Here is a 17,876-nt window from a genome sequence, read left to right as displayed (position 1 = left end):
AGTAAAGTTGTTTTCCTTTCGGAAAATTTAATTTTTTATCTTAAGGGCCTTAAGGGCTTCCCTTGTCTATAATTATATACTTAATTTGTGAATATTCTTTTAAGTAGAGTTTAACTTTTTCTTAATTTTATTGCTATATATTGACTTTTTATCCTTTTATACCTTTTTTTCACCCTTCAAAACCTATAAAATTTTGTAATTTAATCTTTTCCTATGAATAATTTATAGGTCTTTTTTTCATCTATTAAATCATCTCCTGTATAAATATCCATTTTTCTTGTAATCAAATCCTTTAAAAACTCATTTAATACATTTACTAATGGGTTGTTACTATTTGTAATATTTTGTAATATCTTAGTAATTTAGTCCTATAATTATGATATACTATTATCTATACGAAGTAAATTATAATCATAGTCATATATTAGTAAAATAGGAGGTTGAATTAGTAATGTCTCAATATATAGATACTGCAAAAAAAGCTGAAGTTAGTATACGTTTATCTGAATTTGAAATGCCACCTATGCAGGATGTTTTACTAGTAGGAAAAAGAGCTCCAATTGGAGCTGAAGGTGCAAAACGAATGGTTAATATTTTATCTCCTGATCAATATAAAATCATTAAACTGGACCACCATGCGCTCGAGGCTCTCGTAGTGAGAAAAACTTTATTAGAAATGTTACCTGAGGATAAATTGGTGAAAGTAATTCTTGAAGAAGGAGGGCAAATTGCTAACGAATCCATTATTCTAAAAATGCAAGTTAATATTACTATACAAGTTAGCAGATCAATAGACTTATGATAAAAAAAATTTCTGAAATTATGCTTAATAATTTTATATGTGTAGATGTATGCGATGGCATATTAAAAGTAGAAAGAATGATTACTGAAAAAAAACTAGATATGGCTTTAGTCTTTGAAGGAGGCACTTTAGTAGGTCTTTTAACATATAAGGACTTACTCAAAAGTCATCCTAATAGGATAGTTGCCGATGCAATGAATACCAATATAATATTCATAGATCCTAATAGTTCCATATGGCATGCTAAGGAAACCTTTGATAAACAGGATACATCTGTTTTAGTAGTAATGGATAATTATATGCCAATGGGATTCATAACGGACAATCATGTGTATGTGGAAATAGGTAGATATATAGATTCATTGACAAATTTATATAAAACTAACTATATATTTTATAAGGCAGATGAAATAATAAGAACTAAAACTACTCTAGGCATTATATTCATAGATGTAAATAATTTTGGGTATATAGATAAACATTATGGACATTCTATTGGTGACGTAATTTTAAAAGAAATCTCTTATCTATTAAAAAATAGTATTCCTAAGGATACATATATTTGTAGATTTGGAGGAGATGAATTTGTCTTAGTAACACCTTATGAAAAAAAGAATTGTACCAACCTAGCTAGAGAATTATCCGCATTAATTGCTGGTCACAAATTTATAAAGGATATACGTTTAACAATTTCTTGTGGAATTGTTTCATTTGATAGTAATAATAACAGATCAGAGAATTATTTTTCACATATTACTAATCTAATTAATATGGCTAGCTTAGCATCTACAAAAGCAAAAAAAGAAAACGCAGAAATATCTGTTGCAACAAATTTAAACCAATTAGAAATGACCTTGGACTTAGCTTAGAAAATCCTAACTTAAATCCATGGCATTTATTTTTTATAAGCAAGTTCAACTATATATATCCTTACGAATTTATTTACCTCATAATGCATATTAATGTAATATTTATCTTATTTAGTTTAATAATAAGATTAGATTTTATTCGTTTAAGGAGGGATATATATGGATACTATTGAAAGAAATCAATTTGAAACCTATCAACATGAATTTAATCAATTAGGCTATGTCTTAGATAAGTTTGAAGGATTTTGTGGCTATGGTTATTATCACATGACAAAATCCAAGTTTGATAAGGGATCTAAAATATGGTTTTTCACAGGAGATGTGGAATCCACATTAGAACTATTGAAAATCTAAAAAACAAACCCAGACCCCATAAGGACTATTTCCCTTATGGGGTTATTCATGGAATAATATCTATTATTTATTCATTCTTATAATTGTAAGAACATAATTCCGTCTAAATTTCCATAATTTTTGCTCCTTAAATATTTATTTTTTGACTTTATATAGATGATAGTTTTATATAATATATATAATTAATAATCTTACGGAGGTGTACCTTTTGAATTCTAATATGATAAAAAAATTAAATTGTACTCTTAATTTAGAGAGGCAAATTGTAGGAATAAAGTTCATATTCACTGAAGAAGAGTTTGAAAAAATTAATGTGAAGCAAGTTGTTCATAAGCTTTCTTATTGTAATACAGTAAGATTAGCCACTAAGGGTAGCTCTTTTAAATCTTGTATTGATAATTTCTTTTGCAAAGCTTCTGCTAGGGCATTAGGTTTAATGGATGTTAATAATGATATAGTATCAGGAAGAGTATATCATTCCTATGGTATGTACAACAGCCTAGGTGTGGCTAAAAGTGTTCAAAAGGAAGTAACTTATATTGACCACAAAATCTATGGAGTAGTAGTAATGCCCCTTGAAAAATTTGAGGAGAAGCCGGACATAGTTATAATGATTGTCAATCCATACCAAGCCATGAGAATAGTTCAAGGTTATTCTTATAATTTTGGAGTAACTAAAAACATTAAATTCACAGGAAATCAAGGACTCTGTTCTGAATGTACTGCTACACCTTATGAAACAAACGATTTAAACGTTTCCCTTTTATGTTCAAACACTCGCCTTGCAGCTAAATGGGAAGATTCAGAATTAGGAGTAGGCATGCCTTATCATAAATTTGAATCAGTTGCCAATGGAATACTAGAAACTTTAAATTCTAGTGACCCAAATAAAAAGAAAAGGGAAATGATAGAGAGAATAAATAAAGATAATTTAGATTTAAATGTAACTTTAAACAGTAGCTATTACAGAAGTGGTAAATAGAGTAATTATTTATTATTATATTTTTTCATATTAATATTATTTCTAAATTTTACACACACTAAGGTATGATATTTTTTAAGTATTAGCAAAAGGTGTGAACTATATGTTTAAAGACAGATTTGAAGCTTCAAAGAGATTATCTAAATTATTAAGTAAGTATAAGGGACAAGATGTGATAGCTCTCCCTATTCCCCGTGGCGGATTACCAGTAGCCTATGATTCCATAATAGACAATAATTTTTCCTGGGATTTAATCATTCCTAGAAAAATTCGTTCTCCTATAAATGAGGAAGTAGCCATAGGTGCTGTGGCTCCAGACGGCACTTACTTTGTGAACGACAATTATGTTTACGATGCAAATATATCTCAGGAATATATTGAAAGGGAAGTTGAAACTCAAATAAAAGAAATCCATAGCAGAACAGAAAAATTTAAAGGAAATACTAACTTTCCAAAGGTAAAAGATAGAATTGCCATATTAATAGACGACGGTATAGCAACAGGCTTTACTATTTTAGCCGCAATTGAAGCTTTAAAGAAACACGGTGCTAAAAAGATTGTAATAGCTACCCCTGTGGCTCCAGAAGATACGGTACATTATTTAAGTACTTTAGTAGATGAAGTAATAAGTATTGTAACCCCCATAAATTTCATGGCAGTTGGTTTTTATTATGACGATTTTAGTCAAATAGAAGATAATGAAGTATCCTCCTTAATAGAAAAATTATCTTCATATCAAGAAAACAGTTAGATATTAGGAGAAACACCTAAAATCTAACGCCATAAAAAGCATCTTTCCCATAGTCTAAATATCCTATGGGAAAGATGCTTTTTATGTTAAAAAATATCATGTGCAATATGAATCTATATAAGATAGCTAAATTGTTATTTCTTAAAGATCTAATAAAAGGGCATAAAATAGAATGTTATTTATAAAAATATATTATGAACCATTTTAAAGAAGTAATAATCAAAATAAGATTGTAAATAGGTTGTGATATTAATTGATACCCATTAGTAGATATAAGCATATAAAACGATATAGAGAAATAATTAGAGTGTTCATAAAATATGGTTTCGGCCTAGTGTTAGACCAACTGGGTATTTTAAATTACTTAGATATAAAAAGTAGAATAATAAATAAAGAAGAAAATGAGAAACAACTATCAACTGAAGAAAGACTTAGATTAGCATTAGAGGAACTTGGACCAACCTTTATAAAACTTGGTCAAATAATGAGTACAAGGCCAGATTTGCTACCTGAAAATATTATAACTGAGTTGGAGAAGCTCCATGATAATGCTCCCACCTTTTCCTTTGACGAGGTTAAGTCATGTATTGAGTATGAGCTAGGTGAAAAATTAGAAGATATTTTCATTAATTTTAATAAAGAACCCTTAGCAGCAGCCTCCATAGCGCAAGTCCATTCAGGAAAACTACAGGATGGCCAACAGGTTGTAGTAAAAATACAAAGGCCAAGGATAGAAAAGAAAATTGAAGAAGATATGATGATTCTAAAAGATTTAGCTTGGTTTATTGATAATCATACAAAGTACGGCAAACTGTATGAATTTAGCACTATGGTTAGTGAATTCCAGAATATATTAAGAAATGAATTGGATTTTATAATTGAAGGAGAAAATACAGATATTTTCAAAGAAAATCTGTCAAAGGATAAAAAAATTATTATACCAACAGTTTATTGGAATTATACAACTAGACGAATATTAACTTTAGAGCATATAGATGGTATTGGTTTAAATGATTTTGAAGGATTAAAAAAAGCTAATGTTGATTTTAAATTTACTGCTAGAACAATTTCCAAATCCATATTTGAACAGATACTACGAGATGGCATTTATCATGGTGATCCACATCCAGGAAATATTATGGTTTTCCCAGATAACAAAATTGCATTCTTAGACTTTGGAATGATTGGAAAATTAAAAGAAGAACGAAAAAAACAGTTTTTAAAAATATTATTAGGAATTACTTTTAGAAATAGTAAGCTCATAGTTGAAGCTATAACAGGACTGAACATAATGAATAAACGTTCAGAGATAAAAAAGCTTCAATATGAGATAGATAATCTAAGGGATAAGTATATTGAGTTACCATTAAATGAGATAAAGTTAGGAGAATTTTTTAATGAAATCTTTAATTTAGCATTTAAATATAACATTACTATACCAAATGAGTTTACCATGTTAGTAAAAACTTTAGGTACTATGGAAGGGGTCGTTGAAAAACTGGACCCCGAATTAAACGTATTAGAAGTGGCAGAACCTATTGCTAAGAAACTTATGCTAAATATATTTTCACCCAAAGCAATTAAAAACAACATAACAGAAAACATATTAGACTATGGCACTCTTGTACAAGGTTTTCCAGAGTTTATCCTTAATTTTTTTAGAAAGTTGGAAGATGATGATTATAATCTCAATTTAAAGCTTACAGGAACAAAGGTCATACTAAAACATTTTGATAAGATAACTAATAAAATTTCCTTTAGTATTGCCTTATTATCTCTGAGCATTATTATAGCAGGACTTATTGTAGGCTTTGGAATGGCTGCCCGTGTTGGAGCAGAAGAGTACCTATTTAGCTTATCTATCTTAAAATTTGGATTAGTTGCAGCATTACTTATGTATTTATGGTTAATATTTTCCATATTCAAAACGGGACGTTTCTAAATATGTTTTTTACAACTTTAAAACAAAATTGCCCCCAATAGAATATGGGGGCAATTTCATGAATTCTTTCTAAGTTCTAATCTATAGCCATTTTTAAACCTATCATGGTAAATACTAAGGACTTTACGATACCTATTTTTCCCCATATATTTTCATTGTGCATAATCTTTTCACCTAGCTTCTCACTAAATAAACATATAATTGTAAAAATTAATAGGGCTTGCATTATAAATACTAGTCCTAAGAATACCATTTGTAGAGGAATACTTCTTCCACTTTCATTTATGAATTGGGGTAAAAAGGCTAAGAAAAATAAAGATACTTTAGGATTTAGTATATTCATTATTACTCCCTTTTTATATAGACTCACTGAATCTAGCTTCTCCCCTTCTTGTGGATGTAAAATCTCATTTTTATCTTTATAAGCCTTGTAGGCTAAATATATTAAATAAAAGGCACCTAAATACTTAACTAATTTAAACATTAAGGCAGACTTGTATATAATAGCAGATATACCCAATGCTGCTGCTGTAGTATGAAATAATACACCCGTACATAGCCCAAGAGATGTGGCTATACCAGCCTTTTTACCTTGAGTAATACTTTGAATCATAACAAATAAATTATCTGGACCTGGTGCTAATGTTAACACTATTGATACAGATAAAAAATAAAATATTTTACTAAATTCCATAATTGACCTCCTAAAAAAATAGACATATAATCATATGCCTATTTTAAAGGTTCCATTAACTGGAGAGTCAATAGCTTTCTATAGGAATTTGAATTTCCGTTAGATAATCTTCCTTTTCTTTAGAAATGAACTGATCTATTATGGTTCTTTCCATAGAATCACCTATTATCTTATAATTATTTTCTTTCAAATACCCTTCTATTTTCTTGTAATATCCCTCTGATTCACTATGGTTTCCCCTATAGTATATACAAACATATAAACCCTCTTTTATAGAATCTGTCTCTATATTTTTATCTACCTCATCTTCCATAAGAACAAAGACGGAATTATATTTATTAAAGTAACCCTTTTCTAAATTTTCTTTAGACACAGTAAGGCCTACTCTTCCTATGAATATATTGGATTTCATATTAAATTTATTTTCCAATTTCCTAATGGATATTTCTAGTTGAGGAATAGAATTTATACTTTCTTTTAATCTAATTATATTTCTTTTTTTTATGTTCTTTGTAAATACTTCACCTATATTTGTTATCTTCCTAGCTTCATTTATTTCTTCTATTCTATTTTCAAATCTATTTTTTATTTTTTCTAGTTCCCGTATCCTTCTATCCGTTTCCTTTTTCTGAGCTTCCAATAAATCTAAAAAATCATCTATATTCCCCTTACTTAAATGATCTTTTATTGACTTTAAGGGAATACCTAAAAATTTTAGATAATTAATAGTATTAAGCTCCTCAAATTGCGCTGTAGAATAATACCTATATCCATTTTCCTTATTAACTTCTATAGGTTTAAATAGATCTATTTCATCATAATATCTAAGAGTTTTAACTGGCGTATTGTGAATCTTAGCCATTTCTCCTATGGTAAATCTATTTTTCATATTAATTATCTCCCACATTAATTATTAAAGGATTTCTCCTTATTGACCAAGGAGTATACTGTAGGTACTACTATCATAGTTAAGAAAGTAGATATTAATAACCCACTCATCAATGCTATAGACATACCCGTAAATAGTGGGTTTTTTGATAAATAAAGGGGTACTAATCCTATTATGGTAGTGGCTGTAGTAGATATTATAGGTCTATATCGTTTATCAACTGCTGACTTACAAGCTTCATCTAAAGTAAGCCCTACCTTTCTACCTTCTTCAATATATTCTATTAATAGAATACCGTTGTTTACAACAACTCCTGATAAACTTATTATACCAAGCATTACCATTAAACCTAAAGGTTCTCCCATTAAAAATAATCCATTAAATATACCTATAGTTGATAAGGGTATGCTTACCATTATTATAAATGGACTTTTAAAGGAATTAAACTGTACTAATAAAATAGAATATATTAATAATACGGCTAACATAAATAGTATTTGCATATCACCAAATACATCATCTATCTCTTCACGTTCTCCATCAAATACAACCCTATTTATGAATACTTCCCTATCCATTTTTTCTTCAAGTATGTTTTCTATATCTATAGGACTATATCCAAATTTATTATCACTAGTTACCGTGATAGATAATTCACCGTTATAATTTTTCAAAGTATTTATTTGGGATTTTATATTAGTTTTTGAAAACTCCTTTAATAAAACTTTATTTCCTGTCATAGAAGATTTTATCTTCATATTACCTAGGCCTTTTAATGAAGCTATGTCCGTATCTACCACCACATCATATTCATTTCCACTTTTTCTAAATAGGGTAGCCTTGTTCCCCTTTAGAGCTATATTTATTTGTCTCCCTATGTCATAATTGGAAATTGCATATTTCTTACTTAAATTATGATCTATATCTAATGCGTAGGCTATACTTCTTTTTTCTCCATCATTTTTAACATTCACACTTCCCTCAATAGATTCTAATATGTTTTCTATTTTCATTACATCTTCATATATGGAATCATAATTGGTTCCTATTACTCTTATTCTTATGGGATTACCTATGGGTTTTCCATATTCTAGCATCTTAACAGTAGCTTTACCACTAATTATCTTTGAATCTAATTCTTTCTGAAGATAATCTGTTAACTCTTCTTTATTTTCAAATCTATCACCCTTATTCAAATCAAATCGCAACATTATTTGACCAAAATCTTTAGATGGCACGGAAGGAAACATGGACATATAAAACTTAGGCATACCATCACCAATGGCAGCTGTAGTGCTAGTTACTTCTGGCGTATTTTTCAATATTTTTTCAATGTCCATTATTAAATTTTCTGTTTTATCCATATCTCCCGCCACTTCATTATCCACATTTATATATAAAATATTTTTATCTGCATAAGGGAAAAACTTTGTTCCTATTACATTTTTCATATTCATAGAAAATGCAAACATTAATAAGACTATGACTATGGCCTTTTTCTTATTATTTAAAGCCATATTTAATAATTTTTCAAAAAATCCTTTAAATGGAATAGTTCTTTTCTTTTCATCTGATGGCTCTAAGAAAATATAGGCCATAACAGGAGTCATTATCATGGCTATTAAATAGGAATTTAATAAGGTGGCAATTACAATCTTAGGAATATCTCCTATTACTTTCCCTGGTGCCCCTGGTAAAAATAAAAGTGGTAAAAATGCTCCTATAGTAGTAAGTGTAGATGATAATATGGGAGAAGAAGATTTTAAAGCTCCTTCTATTATTGCCTTTTTCTTATCCATGCCCTCATCTAAATTAACTTGTATAGTATCGGCCACTACTATGCCATTATCTACTAACATTCCTAGGGATATTATGAGACCTGCCGTTGACATGAAGTGAATATCTACCCCTAGAATATTCATTATGTTAAATGTAAATAGAACAGATAATGGTATTCCAGCAGACACTACTAAGGCATTTTTAAATCCTGTTATGAAAAATACTACTATTATTACGAATGCCATTCCTTGGATTAGATTCATACCAAAATCTGTGATTGATTTATTCACATCTTCTGGCTGAAACATAACTTCATTTATTATTAGATCTTTAGAAAAGACTTCCTTTATCTCATCTAATTTTACCCTCACATCTTTTCCAATTAATACTATGTTTTCTTTTTCTTTAAAATATCCTGCTATTAATATGGCATTCTTTCCATCTTGCTTAAATTTTTTACTGCCATCTTCCAAATCCATGTAAATTTTTGCAATATCCTTTAGTCTTACCATTCCTCCATCCCTTGTTCCCATTAGGATAGTTTCCTCTATATCTCTTATGGAATCATATGTTTGAGGAATTATTATTTCCATCTTTCCATCTTCATACTGAATCTCTCCCGATGGCAATTGTATATTTTCAGCACTTATTATCTTATAAACATCTTCTAGAGATAAATCATATTGATTTAATCTATCCATATTTACTTGAACTTTTACTTCTTTTTCCACTTCTCCTATTATATCTATCCTTGACATACCATCAATAGTGAGAAGTTCATCTCTAAAATCCTCTGCATAAGAATTCAATTGCTCATAGGAATATTTTTCTCCAGATAAACTTATTATAATTCCTGTGGTTTCTGCTATATCAGTATTTAACTGAGGTATGAAGCAACCCTCTGGCAATTGATTTTCAACAGCTTTTAACTTATCTTTCAAATCATCCCAAGCCTTATCTGTATCCGTATCCATTTCAAGCATGACTAATATATTAGATACACCCTTTTTACATGTGGTTTCTATGTGATTAAGACCATCTATATCTATTATTTCATCTTCAATTTTTTTGGCCACCAACTTATTCATGTCTTCAGCTGTAGCCCCTGGATAAATTGTAGTTATTATGGCGGCAGGAAGAGATACATCTGGATTTTCTTGTTTTGGAACAAAATAATAGGATATGATTCCTGTTATACTAAAAAATATGGCAAAGAATAAGGTTATCTTTCTTTTGTTTATGGCTTTTTCTATAATCTTTCTCATCCTTTATTCCTCCTACTTTTTAATATTAACTAGATATCCGTCTTTTAAATTACTCATACCGCTTATGACTAATTTATCTTCTTCTGATAAACCCTTTACTAATACTCTGTTCTCATCTATCTCTTCTATACTAACTATTTTTTTAAAAGCCCTCTCATCTTTTATTACGTATACATAATCTTCTCCATCATTTAGGACACTTTTAACAGGTATCCATATACCCTTTTCATCTCCTAATTTAATTGTTACGTCTACTATAGCTCCCACTAAAAAATCTTCCTGTGAAAATTTATCTATTATTTCTATATCTATCATATAAAGATTAGTCCTTTGGTCAGGACTTTTTTGTATATTAGTAACTGCCCCTTCCTTAGATATGTCATTTAAGCTCACATATGTTTTTTGGTTTATTTTGATTGTATTCATATCCCTTTGAGAGATTCCCACATTTACAATTTGTGTCTCTCCCCTTTGAATAATTACAGGAGCAGATGGGCTAGTATTTTCTCCTTCCTTTCCAATAACATCTACCACATAACCATCTTCTACTGCTCTAATAGTTCCATCTTCTATAGACTTTTTAATAGAATCATATTGGGCCATGACCTGATTTTTCTGTTTTTTTACAGTGTCTAATCCTAATTTCGTTTTATCATATTTAAGTTCCATTTCATCTAAGGCATTTTTAGATATAACACCACTTTCATATAACTTTTTAGTTTTCTCATAATTAGTTAATATAAAATCATAATCTTTTTTGTTCATTTCAAGTTGAGTATCTAATATGCTTAATTGTTCAATTAATTCTTTTTCCTTCAAGTCTAAACTAGTAGTGTCCATAGTAGCTAAAATCTGTCCTTTGGATACTTTCTCACTATCTTTAACATATATTTTTTCTATTTTACCAGGTGATTGAAAGGATATTTTTCTTAGATTATCTTCTCCTATAACACCCGTATACTTTAATGTTCTTCCATAGGTACTACTCTCTACCTCCAACACCTTCACGGGCCTACCTAGTATTTTATTTTCACTGGTGGCTTTTTTATTTAAAAGCCCCCTAGCTGAAAATAAAATCACCACAATCATTGGTATTACTAATAATTTTTTAACTCCTTTTTTACTCATTATTCTTCCCCCTATTTCAAAACGCAAGTATTGACTTGCATTTTAATTTAAAAATTTTTATACCTCATATCCTTTTACATAAATAGGAATCATATGGTCTATACATTCACCCTTACTTAATTTTGTTATGTTTCCATTGGTCAGCAAATTGGACATGAACATACCAAAACAATATATCAAAAAATTAGCTGCTAATAATTCAGGGTTTTCTTCTTTTACTTTTCCCATTTCCTGCATCTTTTTAAAATACTCTACTAATAGCTCCTTTAGTTTTTTAGGAAATTTTGTGAGTTCATAATTTTCTTTCATGTGAAATTCCTTAAAAATTATCATAATTATTTTTTTATTTCTATCCAAGTATTCATTATATTTTTTAGCTATATATGTAAGGTCCCTTTCAAGGTCATAGCTTACAGTCTTATGAAAGACTTCCTCAACGGCCACCTTAAAAACAAGCTCTTCTAATATATTTTCTAATATATTTTTCTTATTTCCAAATCGTCTAAATACAGTTACCTCATTTACACCTGCTGCTTTTGCTATCTCCTTTGTAGTAACTGAGTTGTATCCCTTTTCTGAAAATAAATCTAATCCTGCCTTTAATATGTTATACCTGGTTATTTCTTTCCTGTTCAAACTCTCTCCTCCATTTATGCAAGTCTCGACTTTCATTTTTAGAATACTCCTTTATGTATTATTTGTCAACGCCATCATGCTCCATTTTTTATAAATAACTACTTAGACATTTCTCATATGACAAAAAAGGAAATAGTTGATTACTCGTCTAATATTATATCTTAGAGAACTTACAAAGCGAGGAGGATAATTAATGGATCTTGGTACTTTAATATGGATTTTAACAGTTTTAATGTGTGGAGTTTTTTTATATATTTCAGTAAAGGTTAAGGATACTGCCCAATCAAGTTTTTCCAATTACGCCATAGGAGGGAAGAACTTCCCCTTATATCTTCTGTTATTTACTCAGTTATCCACCATAATGGGAGTAGGAAACTTTGTAGGTCATGCCGGAAAAGGTTATCAAATAGGTTTGCCTTGGCTTGCCTTTATATTAGGTGAGCAAGGATCTAAGATTATTTTTGCATTAGTATTTGCAGGACTGGCAGGAAAATTTAGTTATAATACTTTCCCTGAGATGATTGATAATATCTTTGTAAATGACAAAATTACAAGGGCTTTCGGAGGAATTTTGGCATCTGTGATTATGATTGCATGGGTTGGAGGTCAAGGAAAGGCTTTTGGGAATATATTTAACATAATTACAGGAGCAAATCCCATCCCAATAATTTTAGTATTTTCTAGTATATTTATCCTATATACCACTTTAGGTGGCATACATNATTATTTTTGCATTAGTATTTGCAGGACTGGCAGGAAAATTTAGTTATAATACTTTCCCTGAGATGATTGATAATATCTTTGTAAATGACAAAATTACAAGGGCTTTCGGAGGAATTTTGGCATCTGTGATTATGATTGCATGGGTTGGAGGTCAAGGAAAGGCTTTTGGGAATATATTTAACATAATTACAGGAGCAAATCCCATCCCAATAATTTTAGTATTTTCTAGTATATTTATCCTATATACCACTTTAGGTGGCATACATTCTGTTGTTTGGACAGATTTAATACAGGGAATTTTAGTAGTTTTCTTTGGTGCTGCCTTTTATATTTATGCCTTTTCTCCTGTGCACTGGAGTTTTGCAGAGTTAGGTATACAATTAGCTGAAGTAGGAAAAAGCCAGCTGTGGACCTTTGAACATACTGATAAAGTCACTCTCTTATCTAAATTTTTCACAGGTTGCATAGGTATTTTAGTAGTCCAAGCCTATTGGCAAAGATGTTTCTCTGCAAAGGATAGTAAAACAGCCAGAAATGCCATGTTATTTAGTGGGTTCATAGCTATTTTTATGGTAATACTTACTACATTTACAGGAATGGTAATTTTAACTTTAAATCAAAATTTATCTCCAGACGATGCCATACCATGGTTTATGCTAAATCATGTACCCCTATGGATATCCGCCATGATATTTGTTCTTATTCTTGCAGCTGGAATGTCAACTGCTGACTCTAGTTTAAACTCTGCTGCTGTTTTAATAGTTAACGATATTATAAAACCTTTCAAAGAAAATGTTTCAGAAGATGATTTAGTAAAATACGCAAAAATTTTAACTGTCTGTATTGGCGTCTTCTCTGCTTTGGCAGGCATTTATGCGAGTTCCATATTAGGATTATTTTCTAAAGCTTATGCCATAGCTGGAGGAGGCTTAGCCCCCCTATTAATAGTAGGTCTCTTATGGAAAAAAGATAAGAGTGTTGATTTTAAGGAAGGAACTATTAATAGTAACATAACTCCTTGGGGTGCACGAGTTGGAGTAATAATAGGTTCTATATTAACTCAAGTGAATGCTCTTGGTAGTCATAGATTATTAATAGCTCTTTTAGCTTCAACAATATCAATTATTGTAGTTTCCATGCTCACAAAAGAAAAGGAAAAACAAATACTATAAAACATCTTTATATAAACATTAAATAATAAGTTAAAAATAGGATGTGAAAAAAGACTCTAATATCTTTTTTCACATCCTATTTTATTTTATCCTAATATAATTTGAAATCTTCATGGGCATACTTTTTTCATAAAATTTCACAAGTTCATATTTCCTTTGTAATAACTGAGTTGTATCCCTTTTCTAATCTTGCCTTAATATACTATTTGTCAATGCTGTCATGGATATTGTCCTTTTGTTTGTTTTTTTAAAATATAAATATTTTTAAAAATTTTAAAAGTTTTTTGAAAATTAAGAAGGGATTGAATGTTTTATGCAGAATTGTTTATTTGTACAATTGTAGGACAATTAAACATATTAATTTAATTAAGGGGGAATTCAAAATGATAGGTGAGTACAAATTTGCAATCTTAGGTTGTGGAAATGGCGGTAAAGCGCTAGCAGGACAAATAGCATCTCAAGGATATTCTGTCAGCATGTTCGAAGCATTATCAGAAAGTGAAGATTTCAAAAAATTCCAACAAGAAAAAAATCTCCATGTAAGAGGATCAATTTCTTGTGATGGTGCATTAGACCTTATAACTACAAATATGAAAGAGGCTGTAAAAGATAGAGACATAATTTTTGTTGTTGTGCCTGCTTTTGCACACAAACCAATTTTTGAACTACTAGTTCCACACTTAGAAGACGGACAAAAGGTGATTGTTACTCCAGGTAATTATAGTACATTTATGATTAAGAAAATCATGAATGAAATGAACGTACATAAAAATATATCCATAACAGAAGTGGCTTCTTTACCTTATGCCTGCAGAGCTACTTCCCATGATACAGTAATGGTTTATAAACAAAAAAACAAACTAAAAATAGCCACATGTCCTACAGATAAGAATGATGAAATATTGAAAATCATGAATTCTATAAGTGATATATACATTCCGGCTAAGAATGTATTAGAAGTAAGCTTAGATAACTTCAATGCCATACTACATCCTTTACCAGTATTATTAAATATTGCAGGTATTGAAAAGAACTCTGATAATTTTAGACATTATATAGATGGCGTAAGTCCTCTAGTTTCAAAAAAGATGGAGGAAATGGATGAAGAAAGACTTTATATTGGAAAAGAATATGATTTAAACCTTATAAGTACTTTAGAACAAGAAAAAATGTATTACGGACTTAATGATTCTTCTAGCTTATATGAATACTTCAATAGTGACGAGAGCCCTTATAAAGAAATATATGGCCAGAATGTATTTGGTCGTTACATAACTGAAGATTTACCTTATTTATTAGTTCCAGCAAGTCAGTTGGCACAAAAAGTAGGTGTGGATACGCCTTTATTAGACATGTGTATCAGCTTGGCATCTACATTACATGATAAGGATTATATGGAAAATGGATATAATTTGGAACATTTAGGTATTTCTCATATGACAAAAGAGGAAATACTTGATTACTCGTCTAATATGATATTTTAGTGAACCTACAAAGGAGGAGGATATATAATGAGTCTTGGTACTATAATATGGATTTTAACAGTTTTAATGTGCGGAATATTTTTATATGTTTCAGTAAAGGTTAAGGATACTGCCCAATCAAGTTTTTCTAACTATGCCATAGGTGGAAAGAACTTTCCTCTATATCTTCTGTTATTTACTCAATTAGCCACTATAATGGGAGTAGGAAACTTTATAGGTCACGCAGGAAAAGGTTATCAAATAGGTTTACCTTGGCTAGCCTTTATATTAGGTGAGCAAGGATCTAAGATTATTTTTGCATTAGTATTTGCAGGGTTAGCAGGAAGATTTAGCTTCAATACTTTCCCTGAAATGATTGATAATTTATTTGTAAATGATAAGATTACAAGGGCCTTTGGAGGAATTTTAGCATCCATGATTATGATTGCATGGGTAGGAGGTCAAGGAAAGGCTTTTGGTAATATCTTTAATATAGTTACAGGCGCAGATCCAATTCCAATAATTCTAGTATTTTCTGCTATATTTATCCTATATACCACTTTAGGCGGTATACACTCTGTTGTTTGGACAGATTTAATACAGGGAATTTTAGTAGTTTTCTTTGGTGCTGCCTTCTATTTTTATGCTTTTTCTCCTGTACACTGGAGCCTTGCAGAGTTAGGTGTAAGATTAGCTGAAGTAGGAAAAGCTGAGATGTGGACCTTTACACATACTGATCCAATCGGTCTCCTATCTAAATTTGTCACAGGTTGTATAGGTATTTTAGTAGTTCAAGCATATTGGCAAAGATGTTTCTCAGCAAAGAATAGTAAAACTGCAAGAAATGCCATGTTATTTAGTGGATTCATAGCTATTTTTATGGTAATGCTTACTGCTTTTGTAGGAATGGTAATTTTAACTTTAAATCAAAATTTATCTCCAGATGATGCAATGCCGTGGTTTATGCTAAATTATGTACCCGTATGGATATCAGCCATGATATTTGTTCTTATTCTTGCAGCAGGAATGTCATCTGCTGACTCTAGCTTAAACTCTGCTGCTGTTTTAATAGTTAACGATATCATAAGACCTTTCAAAGAAAAGGCTTCTGACGATGATTTAGTAAAATATGCAAAAATTTTAACAATCTGTATTGGTGTCTTCTCTGCTTTAGCAGGTATTTATGCTAGCTCCATATTAGGGTTATTCTCTAAAGCTTATGCCATAGCTGGTGGAGGATTAGTTCCCCTATTAATAGTAGGTATTTCATGGAAAAAAGATAAAAATGCAGATTTTGAGGAAGGAAAAGCTAATAGTAATATAACTCCTTGGGGAGCACGAACTGGAGTAATCGTAGGTTCTGTATTAACTCAAGTAACTGCTCTAGGTGCTAATAGAGTATTAATAGCTCTTGTAGCTTCAACAGTATGTATTATTGTAGTTTCTATACTTACAAAAGAGCCTGCACAAAATAAGGCATCTTAATATAAATTAAACATAATTCATTCTTATGAAATTAATTAAATATACTTAGGGGAGATTTTTTCTGAATCTTCCCAATTTTTTTCTAATTCAAAGTATTTATTGTAAATTCAAACCCTCTATGGGATAATAAATAATATATACCTAAACTTATATAAAGGGAGGACTTTAGATGATTAAGCCAGCATCTAGAACTACACTCTATGAGGATATTACAAAACAAATCATAGATCAAATAAAAAATGGACATTGGATCCCTGGAGAAAAAATCCCTGGAGAAGTTGAATTATCAAAACATTTCCAAGTGAGTCGAAATTGTATTCGGGAATCCCTTAAGGCTTTAGAATTATCAGGAATTATTAATGCAAAAGCTGGAAGAGGCACATATTTATCAGATGGTGCCCTAAAAAATATACACAAAATGGAATTATTATGGTTACTAAAGGATAAGGATGCTTTAGTTGAATTGATGGAGATTAGATTACTCCTTGAAGTACAATTAGCCCATATGGCAGCTGAAAAAGCCACACCTTCCCAAATTGAAGAATTAGAAAATTTAGTAGATGAAGCTAAAAAGGCTATTGAAGAAAAAAAATATTCCATTGACTACGGTTATGACTTTCACATGAAGCTTATTGAAATATCCGATAATAGAATAATGTCTCGATTTTTAAATTCCATAACAGATGAACTTATGGCTCAAAGAAGTATGCTCATAATAAAACATTTAGATGAAAATCAATTAATAAAAGAAAATGATGAACACAGAGCCATTTTAAAGTATATCAAAGAAGGTAATGGAAAAGAAGCCAGTAGGGTAATGTATCAGCATCTATACGATGCCATGAAACTCCTTAACAAGGATTTTTCCTCTAGAGTAGGTTATTTTCAAGTTTAATAATCATATGAAAAATAGGATGTGACTAAAGACTTTAATGTCTTTTG

Annotated in this window: 16 protein-coding genes; 11 read left to right on the top strand and 5 right to left on the bottom strand. The window is 30.2% G+C overall.

What is annotated here, in order from left to right; all coding sequences use genetic code 11:
• The first annotated feature begins 451 nt into the window (after positions 1 to 451).
• The 6 genes from CCE28_RS07530 to CCE28_RS07505 all read left to right on the top strand — a co-directional run bounded on the left by CCE28_RS07530 (position 452) and on the right by CCE28_RS07505 (position 5,700).
• Positions 452 to 802, top strand: coding sequence for a hypothetical protein (locus CCE28_RS07530; RefSeq protein WP_095132573.1), 351 nt, complete (start codon positions 452 to 454; stop codon positions 800 to 802).
• Positions 803 to 822: 20 nt separating this feature from the next.
• A complete protein-coding gene (locus CCE28_RS07525; RefSeq protein WP_207652870.1) occupies positions 823 to 1,671 on the top strand; it encodes a diguanylate cyclase in 849 nt (282 codons plus the stop codon).
• A gap of 159 nt (positions 1,672 to 1,830) precedes the next feature.
• Positions 1,831 to 2,025: a hypothetical protein gene (locus tag CCE28_RS07520; RefSeq protein WP_095132569.1), complete on the top strand. Its 195-nt coding sequence runs from the start codon at positions 1,831 to 1,833 to the stop codon at positions 2,023 to 2,025.
• A gap of 208 nt (positions 2,026 to 2,233) precedes the next feature.
• A complete protein-coding gene (locus tag CCE28_RS07515; protein WP_095132565.1) occupies positions 2,234 to 3,007 on the top strand; it encodes a DUF169 domain-containing protein in 774 nt (257 codons plus the stop codon).
• 103 nt (positions 3,008 to 3,110) lie between these two features.
• Positions 3,111 to 3,758 carry a phosphoribosyltransferase gene (locus CCE28_RS07510; RefSeq protein ID WP_095132563.1) on the top strand — a complete coding sequence of 216 codons (648 nt, stop codon included), beginning with the start codon at positions 3,111 to 3,113 and terminating at the stop codon, positions 3,756 to 3,758.
• Positions 3,759 to 4,065: 307 nt separating this feature from the next.
• Positions 4,066 to 5,700, top strand: a complete 1,635-nt coding sequence (locus CCE28_RS07505) for an ABC1 kinase family protein (protein WP_207652869.1) — start codon at positions 4,066 to 4,068, stop codon at positions 5,698 to 5,700.
• A gap of 76 nt (positions 5,701 to 5,776) precedes the next feature.
• Here the strand turns inward: CCE28_RS07505 and CCE28_RS07500 are convergent, their stop codons facing one another.
• From CCE28_RS07500 to CCE28_RS07480, 5 genes are all read right to left on the bottom strand, one after another.
• Positions 5,777 to 6,394: a LysE family translocator gene (locus CCE28_RS07500; protein WP_095132562.1), complete on the bottom strand. Its 618-nt coding sequence runs from the start codon at positions 6,392 to 6,394 to the stop codon at positions 5,777 to 5,779.
• A gap of 67 nt (positions 6,395 to 6,461) precedes the next feature.
• Positions 6,462 to 7,283 carry a MerR family transcriptional regulator gene (locus CCE28_RS07495; RefSeq protein ID WP_095132560.1) on the bottom strand — a complete coding sequence of 274 codons (822 nt, stop codon included), beginning with the start codon at positions 7,281 to 7,283 and terminating at the stop codon, positions 6,462 to 6,464.
• A gap of 17 nt (positions 7,284 to 7,300) precedes the next feature.
• Positions 7,301 to 10,327 (bottom strand): efflux RND transporter permease subunit, encoded by a 3,027-nt coding sequence (locus CCE28_RS07490; protein ID WP_095132558.1) that lies wholly within the window; start codon positions 10,325 to 10,327, stop codon positions 7,301 to 7,303.
• A gap of 12 nt (positions 10,328 to 10,339) precedes the next feature.
• Positions 10,340 to 11,455 carry an efflux RND transporter periplasmic adaptor subunit gene (locus CCE28_RS07485; protein WP_095132556.1) on the bottom strand — a complete coding sequence of 372 codons (1,116 nt, stop codon included), beginning with the start codon at positions 11,453 to 11,455 and terminating at the stop codon, positions 10,340 to 10,342.
• Positions 11,456 to 11,512: 57 nt separating this feature from the next.
• A complete protein-coding gene (locus tag CCE28_RS07480) occupies positions 11,513 to 12,091 on the bottom strand; it encodes a TetR/AcrR family transcriptional regulator (RefSeq protein WP_176461716.1) in 579 nt (192 codons plus the stop codon).
• A gap of 193 nt (positions 12,092 to 12,284) precedes the next feature.
• On the opposite strand from CCE28_RS07480, the gene CCE28_RS07475 reads away from it, so the two are divergent.
• The 5 genes from CCE28_RS07475 to CCE28_RS07455 all read left to right on the top strand — a co-directional run bounded on the left by CCE28_RS07475 (position 12,285) and on the right by CCE28_RS07455 (position 17,829).
• The gene (locus CCE28_RS07475; protein WP_095132552.1) at positions 12,285 to 12,857 is read left to right on the top strand and encodes a sodium:solute symporter family transporter; all 573 of its coding nucleotides are present in this window, start codon (positions 12,285 to 12,287) and stop codon (positions 12,855 to 12,857) included.
• Positions 12,858 to 12,876: 19 nt separating this feature from the next.
• Positions 12,877 to 13,986 carry a sodium:solute symporter family protein gene (locus tag CCE28_RS07470; RefSeq protein WP_242972929.1) on the top strand — a complete coding sequence of 370 codons (1,110 nt, stop codon included), beginning with the start codon at positions 12,877 to 12,879 and terminating at the stop codon, positions 13,984 to 13,986.
• Positions 13,987 to 14,369: 383 nt separating this feature from the next.
• Entirely contained in the window at positions 14,370 to 15,470 is a 1,101-nt protein-coding gene (locus CCE28_RS07465; RefSeq protein WP_095132548.1) for an NAD/NADP octopine/nopaline dehydrogenase family protein, read from the top strand.
• A gap of 27 nt (positions 15,471 to 15,497) precedes the next feature.
• On the top strand, positions 15,498 to 16,934 hold the full coding sequence (locus CCE28_RS07460) for a sodium:solute symporter family protein (RefSeq protein WP_095132546.1): 1,437 nt from the start codon (positions 15,498 to 15,500) through the stop codon (positions 16,932 to 16,934).
• Positions 16,935 to 17,103: 169 nt separating this feature from the next.
• Positions 17,104 to 17,829: a FadR/GntR family transcriptional regulator gene (locus tag CCE28_RS07455; RefSeq protein ID WP_095132545.1), complete on the top strand. Its 726-nt coding sequence runs from the start codon at positions 17,104 to 17,106 to the stop codon at positions 17,827 to 17,829.
• The last annotated feature ends 47 nt before the right edge of the window (positions 17,830 to 17,876 follow it).

The organism is Anaeromicrobium sediminis (assembly GCF_002270055.1).
Taxonomy (GTDB): Bacteria; Bacillota; Clostridia; order Peptostreptococcales; family Thermotaleaceae; genus Anaeromicrobium; species Anaeromicrobium sediminis.
The sequence above is the reverse complement of the archived record's forward strand: the minus strand, read 5'-3'. Positions and strand labels throughout refer to the sequence as shown.

Coding starts and splice junctions, on each gene's coding strand:
- CCE28_RS07510 (WP_095132563.1), top strand. CDS start 3,111: ATGTTTAAAGACAGATTTGAAGCTTCAAAGAGATTATCTAAATTATTA.
- CCE28_RS07470 (WP_242972929.1), top strand. CDS start 12,877: ATGATTGATAATATCTTTGTAAATGACAAAATTACAAGGGCTTTCGGA.
- CCE28_RS07495 (WP_095132560.1), bottom strand. CDS start 7,283: ATGAAAAATAGATTTACCATAGGAGAAATGGCTAAGATTCACAATACG.
- CCE28_RS07465 (WP_095132548.1), top strand. CDS start 14,370: ATGATAGGTGAGTACAAATTTGCAATCTTAGGTTGTGGAAATGGCGGT.
- CCE28_RS07530 (WP_095132573.1), top strand. CDS start 452: ATGTCTCAATATATAGATACTGCAAAAAAAGCTGAAGTTAGTATACGT.
- CCE28_RS07525 (WP_207652870.1), top strand. CDS start 823: ATGCTTAATAATTTTATATGTGTAGATGTATGCGATGGCATATTAAAA.
- CCE28_RS07490 (WP_095132558.1), bottom strand. CDS start 10,327: ATGAGAAAGATTATAGAAAAAGCCATAAACAAAAGAAAGATAACCTTA.
- CCE28_RS07520 (WP_095132569.1), top strand. CDS start 1,831: ATGGATACTATTGAAAGAAATCAATTTGAAACCTATCAACATGAATTT.
- CCE28_RS07485 (WP_095132556.1), bottom strand. CDS start 11,455: ATGAGTAAAAAAGGAGTTAAAAAATTATTAGTAATACCAATGATTGTG.
- CCE28_RS07460 (WP_095132546.1), top strand. CDS start 15,498: ATGAGTCTTGGTACTATAATATGGATTTTAACAGTTTTAATGTGCGGA.
- CCE28_RS07500 (WP_095132562.1), bottom strand. CDS start 6,394: ATGGAATTTAGTAAAATATTTTATTTTTTATCTGTATCAATAGTGTTA.
- CCE28_RS07455 (WP_095132545.1), top strand. CDS start 17,104: ATGATTAAGCCAGCATCTAGAACTACACTCTATGAGGATATTACAAAA.